General features: G+C 48.8%; 17 protein-coding genes and 2 pseudogenes. 5 read left to right on the forward strand and 14 right to left on the reverse strand.

The features are described from left to right. The first annotated feature begins 2 nt into the window (after positions 1-2). Entirely contained in the window at positions 3-830 is an 828-nt protein-coding gene (locus ASL14_RS10415; protein ID WP_134914508.1) for a class I SAM-dependent methyltransferase, read from the forward strand. A gap of 171 nt (positions 831-1,001) precedes the next feature. Here the strand turns inward: ASL14_RS10415 and ASL14_RS10420 are convergent, their stop codons facing one another. The 5 genes and pseudogenes from ASL14_RS10420 to ASL14_RS10440 all read right to left on the reverse strand — a co-directional run bounded on the left by ASL14_RS10420 (position 1,002) and on the right by ASL14_RS10440 (position 8,598). Further along, entirely contained in the window at positions 1,002-1,748 is a 747-nt protein-coding gene (locus ASL14_RS10420) for a glycerophosphodiester phosphodiesterase (protein ID WP_134911521.1), read from the reverse strand. A gap of 88 nt (positions 1,749-1,836) precedes the next feature. Then, a complete protein-coding gene (locus ASL14_RS10425) occupies positions 1,837-2,898 on the reverse strand; it encodes a hypothetical protein (protein ID WP_134911522.1) in 1,062 nt (353 codons plus the stop codon). Positions 2,899-2,924: 26 nt separating this feature from the next. Beyond that, positions 2,925-4,757: an HSP90 family protein gene (locus tag ASL14_RS10430; RefSeq protein WP_134911523.1), complete on the reverse strand. Its 1,833-nt coding sequence runs from the start codon at positions 4,755-4,757 to the stop codon at positions 2,925-2,927. Positions 4,758-5,177: 420 nt separating this feature from the next. After that, the gene (gene arfA / locus ASL14_RS10435; RefSeq protein ID WP_134911524.1) at positions 5,178-6,692 is read right to left on the reverse strand and encodes an arabinosylfuranosidase ArfA; all 1,515 of its coding nucleotides are present in this window, start codon (positions 6,690-6,692) and stop codon (positions 5,178-5,180) included. 216 nt (positions 6,693-6,908) lie between these two features. Beyond that, positions 6,909-8,598 (reverse strand): annotated as a pseudogene (locus tag ASL14_RS10440) (sulfatase-like hydrolase/transferase). A 69-nt stretch (positions 8,599-8,667) separates the two neighbouring features. On the opposite strand from ASL14_RS10440, the pseudogene ASL14_RS10445 reads away from it, so the two are divergent. After that, a pseudogene (locus ASL14_RS10445) lies at positions 8,668-9,030 on the forward strand (Rpn family recombination-promoting nuclease/putative transposase); the annotation flags it as partial. A gap of 91 nt (positions 9,031-9,121) precedes the next feature. Here ASL14_RS10445 and ASL14_RS10450 read toward each other — a convergent pair. Genes ASL14_RS10450 through ASL14_RS10460 form a run of 3 tightly spaced genes read right to left on the reverse strand, consistent with a single transcriptional unit; the run spans position 9,122 to position 12,169 of the window. Then, a complete protein-coding gene (locus ASL14_RS10450; RefSeq protein ID WP_134911526.1) occupies positions 9,122-9,976 on the reverse strand; it encodes a carbohydrate ABC transporter permease in 855 nt (284 codons plus the stop codon). A gap of 18 nt (positions 9,977-9,994) precedes the next feature. Then, the gene (locus ASL14_RS10455) at positions 9,995-10,879 is read right to left on the reverse strand and encodes a carbohydrate ABC transporter permease (protein WP_134911527.1); all 885 of its coding nucleotides are present in this window, start codon (positions 10,877-10,879) and stop codon (positions 9,995-9,997) included. 36 nt (positions 10,880-10,915) lie between these two features. After that, on the reverse strand, positions 10,916-12,169 hold the full coding sequence (locus tag ASL14_RS10460; RefSeq protein ID WP_134911528.1) for an extracellular solute-binding protein: 1,254 nt from the start codon (positions 12,167-12,169) through the stop codon (positions 10,916-10,918). Positions 12,170-12,659: 490 nt separating this feature from the next. On the opposite strand from ASL14_RS10460, the gene ASL14_RS10465 reads away from it, so the two are divergent. From ASL14_RS10465 to ASL14_RS10475, 3 genes are all read left to right on the forward strand, one after another. Further along, a complete protein-coding gene (locus ASL14_RS10465; RefSeq protein ID WP_134914509.1) occupies positions 12,660-14,834 on the forward strand; it encodes a glycoside hydrolase family 3 N-terminal domain-containing protein in 2,175 nt (724 codons plus the stop codon). Positions 14,835-14,847: 13 nt separating this feature from the next. Then, on the forward strand, positions 14,848-18,288 hold the full coding sequence (locus tag ASL14_RS10470) for a GH36-type glycosyl hydrolase domain-containing protein (protein ID WP_134914510.1): 3,441 nt from the start codon (positions 14,848-14,850) through the stop codon (positions 18,286-18,288). A 79-nt stretch (positions 18,289-18,367) separates the two neighbouring features. Continuing rightward, positions 18,368-19,372, forward strand: a complete 1,005-nt coding sequence (locus ASL14_RS10475) for a LacI family DNA-binding transcriptional regulator (protein WP_134914511.1) — start codon at positions 18,368-18,370, stop codon at positions 19,370-19,372. Between the two features lie 100 nt (positions 19,373-19,472). On the opposite strand, the gene ASL14_RS10480 is transcribed toward ASL14_RS10475, so the two are convergent. The 6 genes from ASL14_RS10480 to ASL14_RS10505 all read right to left on the reverse strand — a co-directional run bounded on the left by ASL14_RS10480 (position 19,473) and on the right by ASL14_RS10505 (position 24,235). Next, entirely contained in the window at positions 19,473-20,150 is a 678-nt protein-coding gene (locus ASL14_RS10480; protein WP_134914512.1) for a hypothetical protein, read from the reverse strand. 95 nt (positions 20,151-20,245) lie between these two features. After that, entirely contained in the window at positions 20,246-21,469 is a 1,224-nt protein-coding gene (locus ASL14_RS10485) for a stalk domain-containing protein (protein WP_134911529.1), read from the reverse strand. 353 nt (positions 21,470-21,822) lie between these two features. After that, positions 21,823-22,308: a cytochrome c biogenesis protein CcdC gene (locus ASL14_RS10490; RefSeq protein WP_134911530.1), complete on the reverse strand. Its 486-nt coding sequence runs from the start codon at positions 22,306-22,308 to the stop codon at positions 21,823-21,825. A 39-nt stretch (positions 22,309-22,347) separates the two neighbouring features. Then, positions 22,348-23,115: an ABC transporter permease subunit gene (locus tag ASL14_RS10495; protein ID WP_134911531.1), complete on the reverse strand. Its 768-nt coding sequence runs from the start codon at positions 23,113-23,115 to the stop codon at positions 22,348-22,350. Beyond that, positions 23,112-23,825, reverse strand: coding sequence for an ABC transporter ATP-binding protein (locus ASL14_RS10500; RefSeq protein ID WP_134911532.1), 714 nt, complete (start codon positions 23,823-23,825; stop codon positions 23,112-23,114). The genes ASL14_RS10495 and ASL14_RS10500 overlap by 4 nt, the downstream gene beginning before the upstream one ends. Continuing rightward, positions 23,822-24,235, reverse strand: coding sequence for a GntR family transcriptional regulator (locus ASL14_RS10505; protein WP_134911533.1), 414 nt, complete (start codon positions 24,233-24,235; stop codon positions 23,822-23,824). Before ASL14_RS10505 ends, ASL14_RS10500 begins: the two co-directional genes overlap by 4 nt. Between the last annotated feature and the right edge of the window lie 81 nt (positions 24,236-24,316).

Genomic DNA, 24,316 nt, shown 5'->3' on the forward strand with positions numbered 1-24,316 from the left:
ATATGATACCTGAGGGGAATTTGCAAAGTAATGTAGACCGTTTCAACGGCTTTGCCGATGACTACGACCAACACCGGCCAGAAGCACCGTCGCTCGTTGTCGAGATCATTACCCGCTATCTGGAACGAAAAGTGGAGCTTGTGGCCGATATTGGCTGTGGAACAGGGCTTTCGACTTTCATTTGGAAAGACGCGGCCCGGCAAATTGTCGGCATCGAACCCAACCCGGACATGAGAGGAAAGGCGCAGCGCAAGCTGGAGACAGCAGGAGCAACAACGGCAGACACCATCTCCTTCAAAAGCGGGTTCTCCAACAACCTGCCCTTTGAGGATGGAACTGTAGACGTCATCACCTGCTCTCAATCCTTTCACTGGATGGACCCCGACAGCACGCTCAGGGAAGCGGGCAGAGTCTTGGCTCAAGGCGGGGTATTCGCTGCCTTTGACTGCGATTGGCCTCCGGTGCTGCAATGGGAGATAGACCAAGCTTATGTACAGCTGATCGCCGAAGCAGATGAGATTCTGAATCGGGAAGCACCTGTAGAGCAGCAAGCCCATAAATGGAGCAAGGAACAGCATTTGCCTAATCTACAGCGCAGCGGACAATTCCGATATACTCGGGAGATTGTCTTCCATAACCATGAGCAGTGTGACGCAGCTCGTTATATAGGGCTTGTTCTTAGTCAAGGCGGTATACAAACGCTATTCAAACTCGGCAATCGAGCGCTTGATGAAGATTTGGCCCGCTTTGTGAAGCTCGTAGAAGGTCATTTTCAGGACAGAACATTGGATATCCTGTTCAGCTATCGTATGCGGCTTGGCGTCAAATAGAAAGGAAACAAGATTATCGTGATGATATATTCTTCAGCTCAAGCCCAAAAAAGACTCTCCTTCGCCTCGTAAAAAAGAGTGCGTACAGGAGAGTCTTTTGGCTTCAAAAAATAGCCACACTCACGTCCCTGCGTATCTTAGTCGCAGTTCCGTGGTATCTTCGGCTTCGGCTTAGGAAGAGCGGACAGCCAATAGAGATGCCAAGCGATCAGGGTAGTCGGTGATAATACCGCTCACCCCCGCCTCCAGCAGCCGCTTCATTTCTTCCGGCTCATTCACTGTCCACGGGTGATAGACTACACCTGCAGCCAGTGCCTCAGATACTCCCTCCGGTGTGACGGAATGCTTGTAAGCATGCAGGGCTGTGACCCCGAATCGACTTGCATACTCCGCCGGGCGAACCATAATCTCGATATACAGCGCTCCCGTCCTGATCTCAGGGGCCAACTGCGCACAGAGCGCCAGTGATTCATGATTGAAGCTGGAGATAATCACCCGCTGTTCTAATCTGAAACGCCGTACAGCGGCGATTACCTCTTCTTCCATACCGGGATAGAGGTAAATGCTATTTTTTAATTCCAGATTAATGATTGCATCCGAAGACTGTGCCAGTTCCAGCAGCTCATCCAGCAGCGGCACACGCTCACCCCGGAATTTCTCATCAAACCAGCCGCCTGCATCTAACTCATTCAGTTCTTTCAGTGTAATATCGCGTACATCCAGCGGGGAACCTGTCGTGCGTTCCAGTGATTCATCGTGAATGAGCACCAAATGCCCATCCCGGGTACGCTGCACATCCGTCTCTATGCCGGTTGCCCCCAGCTCCAAAGCGTGGCGGAACGCCGCCATCGTATTTTCAGGGCATACACCCGAAGCACCGCGATGTGCAAAATTAATCACTTTCTCGGTTACAGTCACTACATAACCCCTCCTGTCATTTCACAGGAACATTATACCGCCTCATTGTTTGGGCTGTATAAAATGTTCGTTACTGGTGCGTCTTCTTCTACGCCGTTTGAACAATCTTCCCGATCCAGTCGGTATAAAATGTATTCCCGTTCCGTCGATCAAACGCATCCGCCGCCGACTCTGCCAGTGGTCTGAAATACCCAATGATTTCTGTTAACGTACGCTCCTCTTTGCCCCACTCCAAAGAAGCAGGCAGACGGATCAGCCGATTTTCTCCCGAAGTATCCAGCTTTTGCAGCAGACCCACCATTGCAGCGTAGAAATACATTTGCTCCAGCCCGCTCTCATAGTCCAACGCCATATGTAAATGACGCTCTGCCACTTCAATACCCTTAACCGGGTCCGCGACCGTCAAATACTCGATATGCTCGGCTATCGTTTTCAGAAAATCGCGGTCATCCCGAATCAGACGATATCCCTTACGATGATTTTCCTTCGCCTTGTCCACTTCTCCCTGACGATAAAGCGGTAATAATAACTGAGAGAGCGTCACATGTGGGACTTCAGCGCATGTCATTCGTCCTGACAAAATCGGTTTCGCCAGCGCAAGCACCTGCTCGTCCTCTCCTGCCAAATAATAAAACCGCACGATCTGGCTCTGCTCGCAGGCTTCACAATCACTCATGCTATCCCGCTCAATCGAACGGAAGGTATCGAGATGCTGACGTGCTTCCTCCAGCTTTCCCATATCCATCGCGATACGGAACTTGTAATAATGATATGGACGCTCATTATACCCGTATTCGGCATAACGTTTGCGCATATCCTCTACAAGATCCTCCACCTGAGTTTTCGGTATATTAGGAAAGCTGCACACTTTGCCGAGTATCCATTTATAATTCCACAGCAGCTCATCCGGCTCATACTCCTCCGGGTTTTGATCAAATTGACCCAGTTGCCACGAAAAAGCGATCAGCGCCTTCAACGGATATCCATTAAAAATAGCACAGTCCACAATCTCTCCCCGGACTTCGTAGCCGAGTTCCTTCAATCCGGAAGCATCTGCCAAGCGGGCCGCTTCCTCCAAAATCGCCAGCTTGGCCGCCCCACCGGGCAAATCCTGCGCCTGTTCCATCAAATCATATATCGTATCTTCCATTCGACTAGCCTCCTGTAATTACGCAATTACGTGTTCTGTCCGTTCCCTAATCCCCAATTGATAAAATGCAGCACGCTCCGATTCATCAGCCCCAACTCATTGCGATTCATCGGATAATGGCCCATCATAAGTGCGTTCACATACATCATTTCCGTTGCAGCCGTAATCATCTGTGTATCGGTAGCTTCAAAAATACGCGCCACCACCGGATTGTTCAGATTAAAATATAAGGTCGAGTAGCCCGCATTCTGCTGGACCCCCGCTCTCAGACTATCGAGTACATTGGAAAAAAGCGCGGTTGTTTCCTCGACGGTGTTTTCCATCGTGCGCAAGGTTAGCGCATCCTGCGAAATGGTATACAGCACAGGCAAGCTCGCAGGCTCAAAACGCTTCAACTCCGTACGGCAGCGCATCGGTTGCAAAGCAGCATCCATCACACGTAGCACGCTGTAATACTGCTCACGTTCTTCCTGCGTCAGTCCGGTAAACGACATGGATACATCCTCGGGACTAAGCCGCTCGGTTTGGAGAGCAGGGTCGATCCAATGCAGCTTTTCCAAAATTTCCGTATCGTAAATATAGCCGCCGTTGATCACCAGCATGGATTGTGCCGCCGCCACATGGGTAATCTGGCGATACTCATCAACCGTCGATGTGTAATGGAGCGGACGCCCGCCCGCCTCGCGGACCAATTCACTCAGCTCACGCCGCCCAAACGTGCTTTCAAAGGAAAACCAGCGGTGCATAATCCGCAGAAATTCAGCATCCTCTACCGCGAGCGCCTTCATGGAAAGCTCATGCAAACGAATCCAGTGCTGCAAGCGGTCCGGCTCATACTCCGCCATGCGTAGCAGCTCTTGCCGAATACAGGTTCCCAATTCAGAGCGAACCCCGTCAAGCTGCTCATTCTCATAAAAATATTCCCGGGATGCCGTCGGCTGCAATTCATCTGTCCAGATCAGACTCTTAATGAAAAAAGCCCACTCCGGCAATACATTTTCCGCTTTGTCGGACACCAGCATATGCTTCAGATACACCCGATGCAGCCGCTTGCTGTTCAGATTAATGCTGCGCGGCAAAATGAACGCAATTCCGCCTGTTCTGCCCGATGCCGTTCGCAATGGAATAAAATCGCCAAAGCGCTCACCCATCAGGCGATAGCCCAATTCCAGCACCTCACCACGTCGACTGCGCAATTGTTCCGGGTCCTGCATCCAGCTAGTCGATGGAAGATTGACGCGCTTGGTCTCCCCGTCTACAGACAGCATGACCGGATACGGCAGCAACGCCCCATAATAAAATAGAGACTCCTCCACCTGCGCTGGCTCGTAATAAAACTCGCTCCCCGGCTTGCAGCGCAAATAAATTTGCGTCCCTACAGGCAGTTCCGTCTCCAATCGACGGATCGTATACGTTCCGTCCGGCTTCCCTCTCCATTCCATGGAAACGCCTTCCTTCACCGAGCGGGTCAGCACCACAATTTCATCGCTCACCATAAAGCAAGACAGCAAACCGATCCCAAATCGTCCGATAAATGATGTCTCCGAGGCCAGCAAATCCGTCCCCTTCTTGGAGGATTGGCCGATGATCGACAGAAAGCGGTGAATATCCTCTTCCGTCAGTCCAATGCCGTTATCCTGAATCATCAAAACCTGCTGCTCACCGGAACCGGACAACTCCACGGTTACTTTGCCTTCAGCAGCAGTCTCCCCCAGCTCCTTGCGAGCCGTAATTGCGTCTGTTGCATTTTGCAGTACCTCACGTATAAACACGCGTGGACTGCTATATAAATGATTGGCCAAAATATCAATCATACCGCCCAGATTCACCTGAAAACGATATTCGTCCGTTTGACTCATACAGATCATTCCTTTCTGGAAATGCTACGACCATCATGTGCTTTTGAATAAACCATCATGTAAATTATAACGTGGATTACAGACGGATTGCACACTCTGCATTTCAGATATCAATACGTTGACAACGCTATATCAGGGTCTTTTTTCACCTAGGGTGATCGGAACTGGGTCTAATTAACTTCATAAAAATGTATATAATACGAGAGTATAGTTAATAAGCATCATCTTCGCTTAGTTAAATTTAGTAATTAAAATAATATTTATTTAAAAATGAGCCTGCTTTTGTATCCCTATAAGTGCTGAGGGACAAATGGCTCATTTTATACAAAAAGCCCGCATGGCTGCTCCTGTATACCCATACAAGAGAGAATGCGGGCTTTTTCAGGTACAGCCGGGGCTGTACCTTTTGCAGAAAAAGGATTAATGAGACTTGGCGAGACGGATTACGTTCCACGAGGCTTTGCCCAAATGAGCTTTTACGATGCCATCGTCGAGCTTGGCATTCCCGCCGTTGTGAGGCGTAACCTTTTCTCCTGCCGGGCTGTTGGTCGCTTTGAGATCGTCATGCTCCAGCACCGTATGCTCCACAATACGATAGCCTTCGAAGCTACGCACATCCACTGTCAGCTCCAGCGACTCGGACAAGTGGCGGTTTACTGCAAAGACGGTCAGAGCGCCTCCCTCTTCATCATAAACCACAGCGCTATCCAGATAAGGAATGTCTGTGAAATCCTTGGAATCGTATTTTTCCGAGTCTACTACCGGCATCAACGATACACCGCGACCATAACGGGATGCATGCAGATACGGATAGAAAATAGTCTGTTTCCACGCTTTTCCGTTATTTTCAGTCATGATTGGCGCAATAACGTTGACCAATTGGGCAAGGCAAGCCATTTTCACACGGTCAGCATGACGCAGGAACGTAATGAGCATGCTTCCCACCAGCAGCGCATCCTCAAAGTTGTAAATATCCTCAAGCTGCGGCGGCGCCACAGACCACGGATCAATTTTGCTGTCCGCATCGTTGGAGTGGTACCACACATTCCATTCGTCGAAGCTGAGCATCATTTTTTTCTTGCTGCGTTTCTTTGCTTTGATATAGTCACAGGTCGAAATAACCGTATGAATAAAATGATCCATATCCATGGAACGTGCCAAATAATTGGCCGTATCATTGTCGTGGTTGCCATAGTATTGATGCAGAGAAATATAGTCGGCTACCTCATAGGTATGATCCAGCGTCGTTGCTTCCCACTCAGGGAATGTCGGCATTGTCGAACTGGAACTACCGCAGGTTACAAGCTCAATGTCTGGGTCAATCAGCTTCATCGCTTTTGCGGACTCTACCGCGAGACGGCCATACTCTTCCGCTGTCTTGTGTCCGATCTGCCACGGGCCATCCATTTCGTTGCCAAGACACCAGGTTTTAATCTTGTGCGGTTGCTCAACACCGTGACTGCGACGCAGATCACTCCAGTAGGAGCCGCCCGGATGGTTGCAATATTCCACCAGATTACGTGCCGCATCAATACCGCGTGTACCCAGGTTAACCGCCATCATGACCTCTGAGCCGATATCTTTTGCCCATTTGAAAAATTCGTTCGTACCCACTTCATTCGGCTCGACCGTTCTCCACGCCAGCTCTAGCTGTCTAGGTCTGGACGCGACAGGGCCAACTCCGTCTTCCCAATTGTAACCGGACACAAAGTTACCTCCCGGATAGCGTATAATAGGAACATCAAGCTGCTTTACCAACTCTTTTACATCATTACGGAAACCGCTTTCATCACTGGTTGAATGAGTAGGTTCATAAATACCGCCATATACAGCACGCCCCAGATGCTCTACAAAAGAACCATAAATGCGTTTATCGACTTCAGCAATACGGAAAGACTTGTCTACAATCATCTTTGCTTTTATAGCTGCTGCCATCCAAACCATCCTCCCTGAATACGAAAATGTTGTCTGCTTCACATAAGGATTACGAGATCGTGGTTGTTCACAATCCGACTATACCATAAAAAAAGAATTATAGCCAATAATAATATTAAATACTTAATATAAATATTAATCATAGAACGGTGAATCCCTCTTTTTTTAGAAACCAATCCTTTTTCGATGACCCGGAAGGGGGAAAACGCTTGTTTTTCACCACATGCCTGATTGAGCGGGATATAAACGTTTTTGTTTACATTGTTCCTCCAGTACATGCATCATCCGTTGTTGAACGCTTCTGGTCTGCTGCGTTGCAAATGCGGGATGAGCAAGGTTACATGTTTCCAAAGGGTCGTGGGTTAGGTTATACAATTCAAATTCGTCACGATCCGGTTGTGTTTTGACCTGTGTTACCCAATGAGTATATTGTCCGCATGTATGATCACCCACCGATCGCATAGTAACATCCTTCACCCCCGGTTGACTCCAGAATGAAGTACTGTCAAAATAGCGGGTAAACTTCCACAGCTCCTTCACACCATCTCTTTGTAGGGTCGTAATTACAGTCTCGACATGATTGGGCTGAATAACCGATGGATATGCCTCTCCCTGTACATTGATCTGCCGCTGTCCTCGGGTCACATCATCGTCGGTCATAAAATAAACGGGCTGGTCAGCTATCTCCCCGTGGTTCTGTCCGCGAATAACAGGGGTAAGATCACGTCCGACCAAGGGACGGGCTTCGCTAAAGCTGTTTTGCAGGCGGCTCTGGATCGCAGCGATGTCAGCATTCGCTAGTCCAAGCATGGTAGGCAGGAGATCTACGTGGTTTGTCAGGGTATGTTCGCTTTTATATTGAGGAAACAGATGTTTGTTATGGATTTTTGATGAAGATTGCCGTGAGCGCCTAACAGGTCTCCATGATCAGATGTAAAAATCACAATGGTATTATCGTAAAAAGAAGAACGAGTCAGTGCTTCAAATACCTTCAGCATCTGACGGTCTGCATTTTTTTGCAACTGGTAGTACAGCTTGCGGTAAAAGGGCTGATCCATAATGGGCTGGAGCGCTCTAGGGTAAATATCTTGATAGCTTGCCTGACAGCGCGGCTTTGTAGCCAGCCATTCGTTAATTGTCGGAGGGGGAGTGATATCTGGCATCGGTTCCACCTCAAATCGAAACATGGGCAACCGCGCAGTAATAGCACCAAATAAAACAATATCATGTGGATTCACAAATGAAGCTACGACTAACCAGGGCTTTGCTCGGTTGTCATGTTCCTTCCGGCGGTCAAGCGCTTCGATCAGATCAACGGTTTCCGCAGCATATACCTCGTCTCTCCCACTTAAACCAAAAGCGGCAGAGGAAGCGGAATTTCGCGGATTTTTCCTATGAGGCTCCGGACCGATCCACCCGGAAAAGCCGAAGTTGTCCAAGCGGTCAGCTCGATCATATATGTCTTCCCGTTTTCTGTCGGGTACACCCGTCAGAGGATGATAGCTAGGGAGGGCTTTGTGCGTGCCTGGGATGATAATATCCTCATCGGATATATGCCATTTTCCTTTATAATAAGTTTGGTATCCGGCTGCGCGAAAATAATCTCCCATCGTAGGCACTGTGTTTCTATCCAGCCAGAACATATCGGAGTCGAATGACCATGGAGTGACGGGTAATGGCCGGTAAACAAGGTTGTCCTGCCGGGGCTACATGCAGCACTTCCAATATAATGCCTGTGAAACTCCAGCCCGTGAGGCCTCAAGAGTCCTTGCGTAACCAGATTTTGTCTGCTCCATTCTTTGATTTCCGGGTTTTCATAAACCGCAGGATACCGTTCCTCATCCACAAGGAGTATCAGAAAATTAGGTTTTTCAAAGGGGCGGGGTGAAAATGAGCTATCGTTCATGTATACACATCCCAGGTTGGTTTTTACCCTAAGATTATGTTGTGAAGCCCCAAAACAGTATCATTCGAAGAAGAAGGGCTTGTCAACTGGCTGTTGTTTCTCAAAGGCGCATATCCATCCAAATGGGAGGTTTTAAAAATGAACGAACCAGGATTGGAAAAAGCCATGGACACGCTGCAATTCTTGAGTCAAGATTCGGAAGCAAGACGACTGTATGAAGCTCGGCAGAAATACCTGCACGATGAAGCTTCCATGCTCGATAGAGCCGAATCCGTCGGTATGGCGAAAGGTTTGGAGAAAGGTTTAACCAAAGGTAAAGAAGATGAGAAAAAGAATATCGCCAAAAATATGCTTTCCATGGGTCTGGACATAGCTACCATTGCAAAGGCTACCGGATTAACTGAACAAGAAGTTAAGTCCATTCAAGTATAAAAATAAAACAACAAAACGGCGGAGTTCCTCGGTATTAAACCAGGAAACTCCGCCGTTGCTATGTGTAGCCTATAACCCATCGCTACAACTACTACTTAATACCCGAAATCGTATAATTCTCGATAATATACTTCTGGAAAACAATGAATATGATCATAATCGGTACGACCATGAAGGTTGAGCCTGCCATCTGGAGCGCGAACTGGCTCTCATTTTGGCCTTTGAGCAACGACAGTCCCACGGACAACGTATACAGCTTCTCATCATTCGCAATAATGAGCGGCCACAAGAAGCTGTTCCAACCGCCGATAAAGGTCAAAATGGCCTGTACTGCCAAAATCGGTGTTGAGATAGGCAGTACGATTTGCAGGAAAGTACGAAACTCCCCTGCACCATCAAGCCGCGTTGCCTCCAGCAGTTCTTCCGGAATATCGGACATGAACTGTCGGAACAGGAAGATGGCGAAGGCACCTACCAAGCCAGGAAGTACAATCCCCATCATGGTGTTGGTTAATCCCATCTGGTTCAAAATCAAATACACAGGAATCATCGTTACTTGCCCCGGAACCATCATTGTGGCCAGCACTAAATAGAACAGAAAACCTTTACCTTTAAATTTAAATTTGGCAAAGCCATAGCCTGCCATGGCGTTCAGGAATAATCCGAAAAATGAAGCTAATACAATCACCAGTGTATTAGTCAGATAGGTGCCAAAAGCCATGCTATCAAATAGTATTTTAAAATTGTCCAATGTGAAATGCTGCGGCCAGATGGTCGGAGGAATTTTGGTTACCTCGCTCTCCGTCTTAAAGGAGGATAAAATCATCCACGCAAAAGGCAGCACCATCAACAGACCTCCCACGGTCAGGAGAATCGCCACGAACCATTGAAATGTTTTTTCACCACTGCGCGAATTGGCGCGGGCTTGCTGAACAGCTGTTTTCACGTTCATCACCTCTCTCTATCAGGACTCCGTTTTATTTTGCAAACGGAACTGAATTAGCGTCACCGCGATGATCGCAAAGAATAGAATGAATGATCCCGCCGCGGCATAACCGAATTTACTAAATTGGAAACCATTATTGTAAATGAACAGAGATGCTGTTAGTGTGCCGTCAAGCGGTTTCCCTTTGGTCATGACGAACGGTTCCTCGAAAAATTGCAGCCAGCCGATCATCGTCGTAATGGACACGAAGAAAATAGCGTAGCGGAGCTGCGGAAGGGTAATATAACGAATTTGTTGCCATGTATTGGCCCCGTCAAGCTGAGCCGCTTCATAGTAGGAACCCGGAATCCCTTTAATGGCAGCAATGAAAATAATCATATTTAAGCCTATTCCCCGCCAAACAGCCAATAAAATAAGCGAAATTTTCGCCATCGTAGGATCGGTCAGCCATGGAACAGGACCCAGATTCATCATGCCCAGTACATAGTTGAATAGCCCGAGGGTCGGATTATACAAATAACTCCAGACCACCGCTACCGCCACCACGTTCGTTACGGACGGCAGATAGAACACCACGCGGAAAACTTTGAAAGCACGTGATTTACCCATGTTGATCAGGATCGCAATGCTGAGTGAAAACAATAGCACTAAAGGAACCCCGATGATGACGAAAAATAGAGTATTCCCAATGGATTTTAGAAATGAAGGGTCTATTAGCACATTCTTGTAATTTTCCATTCCTAAAAAGCGAATATTATCATAATTTACTAGTCCTGACAGATCCATATCTGTGAAGCTGATCACGAGTGCCAGTAAAATCGGCAACAACGAAAACAGCGTCAGCAGAATGATGGAGGGACCGATAAACAAGTATGGCGCAAGCTTCTGCGAGCTTCCTTTCATGCCTTCACTCCCTTTGACAATGACGGATACGGATCATTATTTTTTCATAATACTTGCAGCTTGCTGGTTAAAGTCATCCATTTCCTTCTGTGCGTCGGCTTGACCACGGTAAATGCGTTCGAAGCTCTTGATGAATTGCTGAGAAACCTCTTCCCATGCTGCCAGTTGCGGTAATGCTGCGGAATGATCGAGCTGTTGACGAATCGTTTGCAGCATCGGATCACTCTTCAGTCTTGCATCTTCCCATGACTTGGTAGCGGCAGGCAGGGTACTGGACAGCTCCATCCATTTCAGTTGCGTTTCCGGTTTACTCATGAAAGCCAGGAACTTGGCCGATTCCTCTGGGTGCTTGCTAAACTGCATAATCGAAAGATTCGATCCGCCCAAAACAGACAGGTTGTTTACTTTGCCAGGAAGCTCGGCTACATTCCATTTTCCATCCAGCTCAGGTGCTTTGCTCTTGATTTCTCTAATCATGAAAGGACCACTGATAAACATAGGAACGATACCATCACCTTGCAATCCTTGAACGGAATCTATCCCAAGATCAAGGGCATTGGAGCCATTTTGGAAAAAGGTGTTCAAATACTTCACAGCTTCTACAAACGGTGGCTGGTTGAACAGCGGATTGCCCTGCTCATCGACCAGCTTGGAGCCGTTCTGAAGAGCGAACATAAAGCCCAGAGACTGCTCTTTCGCATTAATGGCAATACCATACTTCCCTTTGCCACGCGCTGCCAGCTTTTGAGCAGCGTCAGAAAGCTCTTCCCACGTTTTAGGTGCTTCATTATATCCAACTTGCTTCAATAGATCTGAACGGTAGAATAAAATTTTCGTTTCGGTATACCAGGGAACGCCTACAGGTTTTCCCTCAAATTTTGCCGTATCCACAGCACCCGGGAAGAAATTCTTCGATTCCAGCTCAGGATATTTGCTGATATAAGGGGTGATGTCCGTCAATGCACCCGCAGACGCAAGTTCCGGAACCCATGATGTACCCAACTGAACCACATCCGGACCGGATTTGGAAGCAACTGCTGTCAGTAGCTTATCGTGAGCGTTATCCCAAGGCAGTGCCTGCACATCTACATGAATATCAGGATTTTCCTTTTCAAAATCCTTTGCAATCTCAGGCAGCAGCTTTCCTTCCGCCCCCATGCCCCATAGTGTAATCGTCGTTTTTCCATTCGCATCCTTACCGGATGATTCATCCTTGGATGAACAGCCTGCCAACGCGCCCCCCAGTAATAAGGTGCTTGCCAAAATGATCCCTAACGTTCTTTTCATCATAGAAATTCCTCCCGAGATGACCGGCTTACCGATCATGCAAATATGATAGCGGATTCAATCACACACGTTAAAGCATACAGTGCTTAAAGCCAATTAAAACCTGCTTTTATAGAAAATATGTGGAAAGCCTAAGGACCATACTCATCAATAGAAACGTTTCGATAGTCATTATAAAACAAATTGAAACCGTATTCAATAGGGATATTATTTTTTATTTGTTCAGAATTATACCCCATTTTCTTTCATTTCATCTATATAGCGTTGTTTTCTCGGTAAAATGACCCTCCATTTCGATTTGACTCTCTATTTGAAAGCGTATATAATCCAACTGAGTTCAACAATAGAAACGTTTCGATTAATAATACAACAGGATATTAAGCTTCTATGTAAAGTATTAGCCTGTTCGTTGCTTCTTTGAATCAGTCTTAACACAAAATCTCATGGATCTGAAAAAGAAAGCTGCCACCAGAGCAGCTTACGGAGGATTATGATGGAACAACAACTGAATTCCTACCTGCAAAATATGACACTTGAAGAAAAAGTCGATCAATTGCTCCAGCTTGTGGGAGCCTTTTTTGAAGATGCCGAAACAGACGGCCAAATTACCGGACCGATGGCATCTCTAGGGATCACAGAAGAAACGGTCCGTAACGTCGGATCGGTGCTAGGCATCGCAGGAGCTGAGGAAGCTATTCGTGTCCAGCAGGCACATTTGGGCAAAAACCGTTTGGGCATTCCGCTTCTCATTATGGCAGACATTGTACACGGCTTCAAAACGATTTTTCCCATACCGCTGGCTATTGGCTGTTCATGGAATGTGCAGCTCGCAGAAGAGAGCGCTACCATTGCTGCCAGAGAAGCTTCTGTGTCCGGTGTTCATGTCACCTTTGCCCCGATGGTGGACCTGGTGCGTGACCCGCGCTGGGGCCGTGTAATGGAATCTACAGGGGAAGACCCTTACCTCAATAGTGTATTTGCCCGTGCTTTCGTACGCGGCTTTCAAGGCAAAGACCTGACGAACGATACGGACCGGGTGGCGGCGTGCGTGAAGCATTTTGCCGCATATGGCGCAGGCGAAGGCGGACGGGATTACAATACCGTCGATCTGTCTGCATGGCAGTTGCGCGAGTATTATCTCCCTTCCTACAAAGCTGCGTTAGATGAAGGCTGCGAGATGGTGATGACTTCCTTCAACACCGTAGAGGGTGTAGCTGCGACGGGCAACAAACGCCTGATGCGCGATTTGCTTCGCGACGAGTGGGGCTTTGACGGTGTGCTCATCTCGGATTGGGCCGCCATCAAGGAGCTTATTCCCCACGGCATTGCCGAGGATGAGCGCGAGGCAGCACATAAAGCATTGCTGGCAGGCGTAGATATTGAAATGATGACCTCCTGCTATAACGGGCATCTGCCTGAACTGATTCGTAGCGGACAGTTAGATGAAGCGCTTGTTGATGAAGCGGTCATGCGCGTATTGAAGCTTAAGCAAAAGCTGGGCTTGTTCGACAATCCGCTACGTGGCGCAGACCCTGAGCGGGAACGTGAAGTCGTGTTCTGCGAAGCTCACCGGGCAGTTGCCAAGGAATTGGCGATCAAATCATGCGTACTGCTCAAAAACGATTCCGTTCTTCCATTGAATCGCAGTCAGCATATCGCGCTGATCGGGCCTTTTGCAGAGAGCGGTGATATTCTTGGCTCCTGGTCGTGGAGCGGTTCGCAAGAAGAAGCTATTCAAGTCATTGACGGATTCAAATCGAAAATATCCTCCTCGCTGCTCTCGGTAGCGACCGGATGCTCTATAGATGAAATATCCGAAGAACAATATGCAAAAGCGCTGCAAGCTGCCAACCAGGCAGAGGTCATCGTACTGGCGCTCGGCGAGCGTTCGGATATGAGTGGTGAAGCGGGCAGCCGCTCGGATATTCGCCTGCCACAAGCCCAACTGGAGCTGGTAAAACGCCTAAAGACGCTGAACAAGCCTATGGTAGCCGTGCTGTTCAACGGTCGTCCACTGGATTTGCACGGTGTCATTGAAGAGGCCGACGCCGTACTGGAAGCCTGGTTCCCCGGCGGTGAAGGCGGCGCGGCGATTGCCGATCTGCTGTACGGCGATGCCGAACCAACGGGCCGTCTGACGATGTCCTTCCCGCAATCGGTGGGGCAGGTGCCTGTGTACTACAATCACTTTAATACAGGACGTCCACAGCTGGACCCGAATACAAAAGAACGCTACGTCTCCCAATACCTGGACGTACCGAATGAACCTTTATTCCCGTTTGGCTATGGCTTGAGCTATACGAAGGTTGCCTATGAAAGCGTACAGCTTTCCAGCGACGCCCTCAATCCCGGTCAAGCACTGACCGTGAAGGTACGGGTAACGAACACAGGAACACGTCCTGTCGAGGAAACGGTTCAATTCTATATCCGTGATATCAGCGGAGATACGGTTCGCCCGATGAAAGAGCTGAAAGATTTCCGCAAGGTTCTTCTTGCCCCGGGCGAAAGCCGGGAAGTGGAATTTGCATTGACCGAGTCTCAACTGCGCTATCATCATGCAGACCTGAGCTTTGATAGTGACAGCGGTGAATTCGCCGTCTTTACAGGACCTAACAGCCGAGATACTACCGAAGGACGTTTTCGTTTAGTGAAAGAAACAGGAAAGTGAGGCGTAACCTTTGATGAATACAAGTCTGGATCAAAATATTTTGCTGCGGGCAGGAGACCTGTCCTTCACCTTCTTGAGCAGCGGTGATGTATACAAAATCGCCCACGGCTCAACCATGATCAATCAACTGCTGACCAATTCCGTCGACGGTTCCCTGAACAACCTGTACTTGCGACTGTACCGTCCGTCCGGCGTCAGCATCACTCCCCTGCTTGGAGTCCGTTCACCCGGAGTAGTACGACAAACGGATCAACAAATTATTTGGGAAGGCATTACGTCAGGTGTCGGCTATCAGGTGACATTCACGCTAAGCCGTCTCGGGGTATGGTTTTGGGATGTAACTTTACAGGGCGATGACGTGGAAGCTGATATCGTGTACGGTCAGGATATCGGCATTGCGGATACAGCGGCTGTACGCAGTAATGAAGCTTATCTGTCTCAATATATCGACCATACCGTCTACCATGACGAACAAAGAGGCTATACGGTTTGTTCCCGTCAAAACCAGCCGCAAAGTCAGGCATTCCCTTACATCCAGCAAGGCTCGCTGACCCGCACCGTCGGTTATTCGACGGACGGATTTCAATTCTTTGGGCTTTCGTACAAAGAAACGAACGAGCCGGAAGCACTGCGCCGTGATTCGCTCGCCAATGAAGTGTACCAGTACGAATTCGCCTATACGGCGCTGCAATCCGAGCGGGTAAAGCTCGCCGGGGAAGCACGCTTTACCTTTTACGGCCTGTTCCAACCCAATCATCCGACTGCCGTTACAAAGCTGGAGTACCAGGAACTGGTGACGAAAGCACGCGAAGAAGTATCGACTATTCTGGAGACTGCTTCCGACACCGCCATCCCGGTGCACGTCACAAGCCGTCTCCAGGCTGGGCGTGTAGCTCCAGCCCAGAACATCGGGGAGCCGCTGCGCACGCTGGATATGACCGCAGCCGAGCTGGATCAGCTCTTCCCGAAACGACAGGAAGAAGAACATGACGGCGACACGTTGCTTTCCTTTTTCACAGACAGCTATGAACATGTCGTACTCAAATCCAAAGAGCTTCGTGTAGAGCGTCCCCACGGACATATTTTAATGGGCGGGCATTACGCTGGAGGTAAGGAAGAAACCATTACAACCACCTCCTATATGTACGGAGTGTTCAACTCCCAGCTTGTAATTGGCAACACGAATTTCAATAAAATGATCACAAACGCGCGTAATGCGCTCAATATTCCAAAAACATCCGGCCAGCGTATCTATGTCGGAATCGATGGGAAATACCGTCTGCTCACGATGCCTTCCCTGTTCGAGATCGGCTTTAACTATGTGCGCTGGTATTACAAAACCGCTGACGATACGCTCATCATTACGAACCATACTAACGCCGATACGCCTGAAGTACAGCTTCACGTGCGCTCGGCAAGCGGCAAAGCCTATCCGTTCCTCGTGACTCAGCAAATGTCCATGCATGTGAACGAATATGAGCTTCCGTTCCATATGGAACGGGATGGCGAGGCCCTGCTCTTCCGCGCAGACCCATCCTCCCTGAGCGCCGAAGCCTATCCGGACCTGTTGTACCGGATGCAGGTACAAGGCGCTCCGTTACAGCAAGTGAGCGACGCTCACGCACTGCTACAGGGTACGGCCTCCCCTGATGCATCTCTGGTCGTGCTGGAGCTGGGCGACAGCAGCGAATGGACCTGCACCGTGCAAGGCTGGCTGCATGGACATTCGGCCGGGAAGGGCCAAGCACACGCGGAACGCAATGCCTCTTTTGAGGCTGGGCGCGAGCGCTATCGGCAATATTTTGCCGGACTAATGAACGGCTTCCATCTGACGCATAGCGGACATGAAACCAGTGAGCTGTTCCGTGTGAATGCGGTGGCCTGGTGGTATACCCACAATATGCTTGTCCACTATTCTGTGCCTCATGGTCTGGAGCAATACGGTGGTGCAGCTTGGGGAACACGCGATGTATGTCAGGGCCCGGTGGAATATTTTTCAGCCGTACAAAAGTTTGACGAAGTCCGTTCCATTCTGCTGACCGTGTTCAGCCATCAGTACGAGGATAGCGGAAACTGGCCGCAATGGTTTATGTTCGACAACTATACTCGCGTTCAACAAGAAGAAAGCCACGGTGATATTATCGTCTGGCCGCTCAAGGTACTGGGAGATTATTTGACCGCTACCCGGGATTACAGTATTCTGGAAGAAAATGTACCCTACACCAACCGACATACTTTTGATTATACAAAACAAACCGCGACCCTCATGGAACACGCGATGAAGGAAATCGAATATATTCGGGCGAATTTCCTTCATGATACACATTTGTCCGCCTACGGCGACGGCGATTGGGATGACACGCTCCAGCCAGCCAACACTCAGCTGAAGCAATACATGGCGAGCAGTTGGACCGTTGCACTCACCTATCAGGTGGTTCGCAACTTTGCTACTGCACTGGAGCAAGCCCCGGCAGGCGTCATAAGCGAAGCCGCCGAGATCGCACAGGAGCTGCACCAGATGGCCGAAGGCATCCGCAAGGACTTCAACCGCTACATGCTGGAGAGCGGTATTATCCCGGGCTTCGTGTATATGGAAGAGCCTGGTCAGCCCAAGCTGATGCTCCATCCGTCCGATACGGAGACGGGGATTCACTACCGCTTGCTGCCGATGACACGCAGCATGATCAGCCAGTTGCTCACGCCGGAACAAGCATTGGCTCATGAGCAGCTCATCCGCGAGCAATTCCTGTGCCCGGATGGCGTGCGTCTGATGAACCGCCCTGCACAGTACGATGGTGGCGTGAGCTCGCACTTCAAGCGCGCAGAGCAAGCGGCCAACTTCGGACGCGAGGTCGGGCTGCAATATGTGCATGCCCATATCCGGTTCGCGGAAGCAATGGCCAAGCTCGGTCGCAAAGATGACGCCTGGCACAGCCTGAAGCTCATCAACCCAGTTGGCATTCGAGCGTCCGTACCAAACGCCGAATGGCGTCAGAGCAACGCGTATTTCAGCAGCTCGGACGGCAAATTTAATACCCGCTACGAAGCACAAGAGCGGTTTGGTGAACTGCGTGAAGGAGCCGTTCCTGTCAAAGGCGGCTGGAGAATCTATTCCAGCGGTCCAGGGATTTATATGAATCAGCTCATTTCGAATGTCCTTGGTATCCGTCAGTCGGGCGAAGACCTGATCCTGGACCCTGTACTTCCGGATGATCTTGACGGACTGGAATTTGAATTTTCCTTTGCCGGGAAACCCGTTACCTTCATCTATCGCATGACACAAGAGTATAGCAGCAGTGAGCAAGGCCGCGCGGTATTGAACGGAACACCGCTGGAGAGCAAGCCAGCCGATGACAATCGCTACCGTTCGGGTGCCCTGCGCATCAAGCGCAAGAATTTCGAGCAGGCGCTAGCGGAACATGACGGTGTACACCGTCTGGAGATTATTTTATAAATCAGGCATAGGCAACAAAGCGATGGCGATCTTGCGGGATCGCCCTTTGCTGCTTGCCCGTCAAGAAGGAGGAAACGATGTGGTCAGCATTAAAGATATCGCCAAACAGGCGGGCGTTTCCATATCTACCGTTTCATACGCTTTGAACGGCAGTGATAAGGTAACGGAAGAGACCTGCGCACGTATTTTAGCCATTGCCAAAGAGCTTAACTATGTGCCGAATGCCGCCGCACGTAATCTTAAAAAAAGGGAAACCAAAATTATTGGCGTCTTCCTGACCGATTTCCGTGGAGATGTTTATGGAGATTTGCTGTATGGCATCAAAGAGATTTTGAACCGAAAAGACTATGACCTTATCGTATGCAGCGGCAAGCAATCTCACCGAATGCTGCCGGAGCGCATGATCGATGGAGCCATCATACTGGATCAGACGTTCGATAGTCAGGAACTGCTAAACTACGCCGAGCGTGGGCATAAAATTGTCGTACTTGACCGCGAGTTAAATCATCCTAACATTAACCAGGTACTGCTGGATAACAAAGCTGGTGCCGCTCTCGCGGTGGAGCATCTGCTGGAAATGGGACACTGCAAGCTGTATGTTGTCACCGGACCAGACGGCTCTTATGATTCATGGCAGCGTATGCAGGCGGTCAAGCAGACGATTGAGCGCAGCGGCACCGCTGAAATGATCGAGATTGGCGGCGATTTTGAGAAATCGGGCGGCGAACAGGCTGCCGAGATCATTTTGCAGCAACATGTCAGCCCAGATTCGGGACCCGTCGCGGTATTCTGTCTCAATGATGAGATGGCAGTAGGCTTTTACAATCGAATGGCTCAGTCGGAGCTTACCATCGGCAAGGACATTCATATCGTCGGCTTTGATAATATCGAGCTGGCACAATATATTCAGCCCCGTCTGACAACCATTGATTACTCCAAACGTAAATGGGGCGCAGTAGCTGCCGGACAAGTTCTTAAAATCATTGCCGGGGAAGACGTGGAGCATGAACGGCTGTACGTTACACTCGTCCAAAGGGAATCCGCAGGCGTCACATTCAGCCATCCACATCAACAGAATGCCTGATGAACGCCGCGGAAGCCCCCAATTACACGCTATCCTGCAAAAAAAAGAACTTCCACTGCCCGGAACACGGGTTGGAAGTTCTTTTAGTCATGCTTATTTTTCAACCTAACCAATCCTCAAGCAAATTCATCAACGACCGTAAGGGATTGCCAATCGCCTGACCCGTCTCCAGTTCCACCTGCAATGCAGCATCAACCATAGATAACTGCGCCACAGCCAGCGTTCTGTCTGGATCAGCCTCTATCAGTTCATGCAATGCACGGGCCAGCACTTCCATATATTCGTCTTTGCGACCTTGCATAATCAGTTCAAAAGCGTGCTCCACCACCTTGACCTCTATCAATGAAGAGATATCTGGCTTGCCTAACAGGGCCGCTATATGATAAAGACGCTTCATCGTTCCCTCTACAGTAGCCGGATTCGTAAATACCAAGGTCCGTGGCAACAGATCATCGCATATCTCATGGAAAAAGGGCTCATCCAGCGTTATCACGGGTGTAGGTATTGTCAATTGAACCTTTTCCGCCAAGACTATATAATTCGTGCACGTAATCAAAATTACATCTACGCCGCTTTGGCCCATCCATTCCAGCTGCTCTTCTACCTTCCGACTGGCATCCGCTGCCGAGAAGTCTGGATCAGATGAAACTCTGTACATGAGTGCAGGGTCCACAAAATGCTCCAGCTCCACCTCATAAAGGGCAAAAGCCCGTTCCACATAGGCAATGTTCGAGTGATGCGCATGCAGGCAGCCTACCCTCTGTTTAAAACTTCCCATCATCCCATCCCCACTCATCATGTTTCCATCATTTTAGCAGGGATAGGGTAGTTGGGGAACCACCTTAAGTATCAGTCATGCCGTGAATGTCGTTTTTAAAATTTTCCGTTCGTATTTTTCCACTCTGCTTTAGCCGGAATGTCCTGAACTACATCCCAATGCTCTGCCACTTTGCCGTTCTCTACACGCCACATATCATAGACAGCAGTCATGTTCCCCTCAGGCGATTTGGTCTCGCTCACAGCCAGTACGAAGTTCCCTTCTCCAATGACCATATGCACCTTATCGTATCCAGAGGAATTTCCCTGGTTTCCATTTGCTGCGGGGAATAGTTGCTTCAGAACGGAAACACCGTCGCCAAAAAAGGGATTATGCTGAATGTAATGATCACCATTATAATAGCTTTCCAGTGCAGCGCGGTTCTTGCCAACCAGAATATCATCGACAAACTTGCGGATCAACTCTTTGTTCTTCTCGGTTTGGTTGCGATCTGTGATTTGTGTTGCTCCGTCAATCATCGTACGTCCGCTTGGATTGGCTGGAGCCGAGTCTTGAATGTTGTCCCAATGCTCAACGATTTTACCATTGCTATCGAAGCGGAAAATATCAAAGACAATGCTTGATTTCCCTGCAATGGACTCTTTATAATGAACCGCTACAAAGTTGCCATCCTGAATGACTCGGTGGATTTCAACCTGTACATTGGCTCCCTTCAATTGGCTAATCCCTTGCAGCAAAGCGTCTCTCCCGCTGGCAAAGCTCAGATTGTGCTGAATGTACTGATCTTTGCTGATCCAAGTCTCAGCCGCTTTTGTATCTCCGGTTTCAAAGCTTTTCAGGATTTCAACGACCTTATCCTTATTGCTCACCCCGATTTGCACCGTTTGGCTGGTCGGGTCCCAAGTCACTTGCTTGCCCCACGCTTCTTTGACAACATCGACCGGAACATAGGTTACCCCTTGTTTCGTCAAGATGGTCGAGGTGGACAGCGGTACCTTAATCCCATTGATCTGCGCTTCCGGACTGCCCGACACCAGTACAACCGTCGCCTGATCATACCGAATGGTCGTGCTTTGACGGGCCGTATTGAACGTAATATGCTTGGAATCCAGCGGAATCCCCAAACTGGAGGCCAATTGTCTCAAAGGAATTAAGACCTGCTTATTTCTCACGATAGGCGCAATTTTGTAAGCCTCCTTCTTGCCATCTACCCAAACCTGAATACCTGTAGCGGGTTTTGCTTCGGCCGCCAAGGTCGGTACAGCAGAAGATAGCACGAGCAAGCCAGCGAGTGCGGCAGTAACCGTATGTTTTTTCATGAATGTAAGCCCCTCTCAACATAAAAAAATAGAATATTGAAAACAATTTCCTTTTATGTAACTAATTAAGTTACACCTAATCACAAAAAATGAACTTTTTATGTCCCGCCTTATCTTTAACCCTCATCTGAATCTCTTGAAACCTCAATACCCCTCCTTTCAAAATTTTATATGCATAGCCCGTTATGCAGCAAGCTACAGCCTTAGAATAAAGGATATGGGGACTAATAACAATGTATGCTTATGGTCTTACAAATGAATTTATGATGAAACCACAAAAAAAGCGACTCCTATCGCCAAGCGAATGAACGCTTTTGAACAGAAAACCCGCTTCTTTACACGACATATACCCTTTAGACCGATAACGTTCTCCGAAACTTAATGAAGCTCCCAATTCGCCAGATGGAGATATAGACGAGCGCCATCGTAATCGCCAATACACTAATCTCGGACGTACCTAAGCTGCTGAGATACTGGGTCAAAATAATGCGAATCAAGATAATGGCAATAATAATGTATTTAAAATATTTGTTCGGCTTGGGATAAATATGGCCGTCGTCCCGTCTCTCATATGCCGTATGCATCAAAATGACGTAACCAAACACCGCACCTAACAGCCCGGCAGCCAATAGCTCCCAAAAGGCGGGAAGCGCATGCGTTTGGCCGGGAATATGCATCAATTGGTACACAGACATCATCATGAGTGGGAATGCGATGAATAAGGGTAGCAAAAGACGGACTCCGTTTCCTTTTACAGGTCCCCCTCGTCTTTTGGTTCTCAACCAGATCATCAGCCCCACCAAAACAGCCAACAATGCATAGATGAATATCGTCGTCATGATGAAACTCCTTTCCTATATATATCTTTTGAGACGATGCTAAATCGACAGTTTTTTCTCCAGCAAATAAGCGTTCAGCCGGATTATTGCATATGCAGCAACCCAACTGATCAACACCGCAACCGGGAAATGCCAAGTAAAAGGAAACCATTGTCCTGTCTGAACATGGTCAAACTGCTTATAAATCCCTTGATCGCTTGACCAATAAAAGACGCTCCCTCCACCCATCAAAACAATCCAGAGAATCGGGCTGATCGGTCTCCATGTGCTGAATTTTGTACTAACTGTAAGCAGACCAAGTGCAATAACAAACGGGGTGAACGCGATAATCATCACAAACCAGTTAAATCCGGCGATGACAAAGGACGCCGCATCCGCAAACGTGTAAGGCTGTATGGTCGATGAGATGAACAGCGCGTACAGGGAACCCACCACAAACAGGAGCAATATCACGACAATAGTTTGTAAAATAGTAGCAATCCATTTGGCGCTAATCAGCCACATGCGCGGATAAGGAAGGGTCAGCCACCATCCGTAGGTGTCATTTTCCCATTCTCTTCTCAGACTTCCCACACCCATGAAAATGATCATATACGGCAAGCCCAGGGTGACATACCACAGCCTTGTCAATTCGAGTTGGTTGTGAAGCGCGAAATACAAGGAAATAACGAACGCCACAATTAGAAATAGTGAGAAATATACAAGTCTCCACGGTCTGGGCAGTCGATTGCAGCTCTGCTTTCTCCAGCTTCCTTTATTTCGAAATTCATGGCGTATCAAATCTTTGAACAGCCCTGTTGAATTCACGCCTTCCACTCCTTTTTGTACAAATTGCGGAACACCTGATTCAGTGATCCATGCTCTCCACGTAGATCATCCGAATCACCGGACCATATCACCCGCCCGTGGTCCATCATCACCGTGTAATCAAATAAGCCTTCCACTTCCTGAATATCATGCGTACTCATGAGTATGGATTGCTGCCGATCCTCCAAATAATCAATAATACCAGCCACGATTGCTTCTCTGGAAAGGACATCAATGCCGGCAAACGGTTCATCCAGAATCATAAGCGGAACCTCACGCGCCAGACACAGAATCAGCAGCACACGTGCCTCCTGCCCGCGGCTCATCCCGGCCATTTTCAACTCCAGCTCCACGTCCATATGATCAGCTAGCTTATGCGCATCCTTCATATTAAAGCCGGGCAAAAAGGACTGTCCCCACTCCAGTGTCTGCTGCACCGTATGATTGGGGTACCAGCGAGCCCGGTCAGGCAGGTAGGATATGCCACGGTTGGTTTCCCAGCCGGGCTTTTGCCCCAGCACCTCAAGACTGCCTCCGTCTGGCTGAATCAATCCGGTGATCGCCCGAAAAAAGCTGGACTTACCGCAGCCATTGGGCCCAAGCACCCCTACAATGCGGCCCGCAGGAATGACGACATCCAATTGATCCAGTGCTTTTTTACTGCCGTATTGCTTCACCAGATGATTCGCAACCACAACAGACTCCGTCATGCCTTATCGCCTCCTTCCTTGTCATTTCCGTTCTGTTTGCTTGCTATATACCGCTGTACATCCTTCCATGACAGCCCCAGACTGCTCATCTGTCCCAGGAACTGATCTATATACGTCAGGGCCAGTTGTTCCCGAAAATTGTCTACCCGCTCACTGGACGACGTAACATAGGTTCCCAAGCCGCGCCGCTTCTCGGTCAGTCCGTCCCGCTCCAGCTCCTGATAAGCCCGCATCACTGTATTCGGATTCATACGCAATTCCTGTGCCAGATCACGAACGGACGGCATTTTGCTTCCCATTTCAATCTCCCCTTTGGCAATGGAGCTTCGTACCTGATTTAATATCTGTTCATATAATGGCTGGCTAAAATCAATTAAAAACCGAAGCGAGCCAACCCGTTGCTCTTCCATGGGTGTTTCCCCCTAATCCGCTGCATCTATCGTGCATGTAGTGTATTATATCACTTAATACACATAACACAAGTATATTTT

It is taken from the genome of Paenibacillus sp. IHB B 3084, from assembly GCF_001447315.1.
Lineage (GTDB): Bacteria > Bacillota > Bacilli > Paenibacillales > Paenibacillaceae > Paenibacillus.

What these genes read in the sequence shown, in the direction of transcription:
- ASL14_RS10455 (WP_134911527.1), bottom strand. Translation starts at nt 10,879, where the DNA reads ATGAAAGGAAGCTCGCAGAAGCTTGCGCCATACTTGTTTATCGGTCCC.
- ASL14_RS10505 (WP_134911533.1), bottom strand. Translation starts at nt 24,235, where the DNA reads ATGGAAGAGCAACGGGTTGGCTCGCTTCGGTTTTTAATTGATTTTAGC.
- ASL14_RS10485 (WP_134911529.1), bottom strand. Translation starts at nt 21,469, where the DNA reads ATGAAAAAACATACGGTTACTGCCGCACTCGCTGGCTTGCTCGTGCTA.
- ASL14_RS10480 (WP_134914512.1), bottom strand. Translation starts at nt 20,150, where the DNA reads ATGGGAAGTTTTAAACAGAGGGTAGGCTGCCTGCATGCGCATCACTCG.
- arfA (WP_134911524.1), bottom strand. Translation starts at nt 6,692, where the DNA reads ATGGCAGCAGCTATAAAAGCAAAGATGATTGTAGACAAGTCTTTCCGT.
- ASL14_RS10425 (WP_134911522.1), bottom strand. Translation starts at nt 2,898, where the DNA reads ATGGAAGATACGATATATGATTTGATGGAACAGGCGCAGGATTTGCCC.
- ASL14_RS10490 (WP_134911530.1), bottom strand. Translation starts at nt 22,308, where the DNA reads ATGACGACGATATTCATCTATGCATTGTTGGCTGTTTTGGTGGGGCTG.
- ASL14_RS10460 (WP_134911528.1), bottom strand. Translation starts at nt 12,169, where the DNA reads ATGATGAAAAGAACGTTAGGGATCATTTTGGCAAGCACCTTATTACTG.
- ASL14_RS10500 (WP_134911532.1), bottom strand. Translation starts at nt 23,825, where the DNA reads ATGACGGAGTCTGTTGTGGTTGCGAATCATCTGGTGAAGCAATACGGC.
- ASL14_RS10430 (WP_134911523.1), bottom strand. Translation starts at nt 4,757, where the DNA reads ATGAGTCAAACGGACGAATATCGTTTTCAGGTGAATCTGGGCGGTATG.
- ASL14_RS10470 (WP_134914510.1), top strand. Translation starts at nt 14,848, where the DNA reads ATGAATACAAGTCTGGATCAAAATATTTTGCTGCGGGCAGGAGACCTG.
- ASL14_RS10415 (WP_134914508.1), top strand. Translation starts at nt 3, where the DNA reads ATGATACCTGAGGGGAATTTGCAAAGTAATGTAGACCGTTTCAACGGC.
- ASL14_RS10465 (WP_134914509.1), top strand. Translation starts at nt 12,660, where the DNA reads ATGGAACAACAACTGAATTCCTACCTGCAAAATATGACACTTGAAGAA.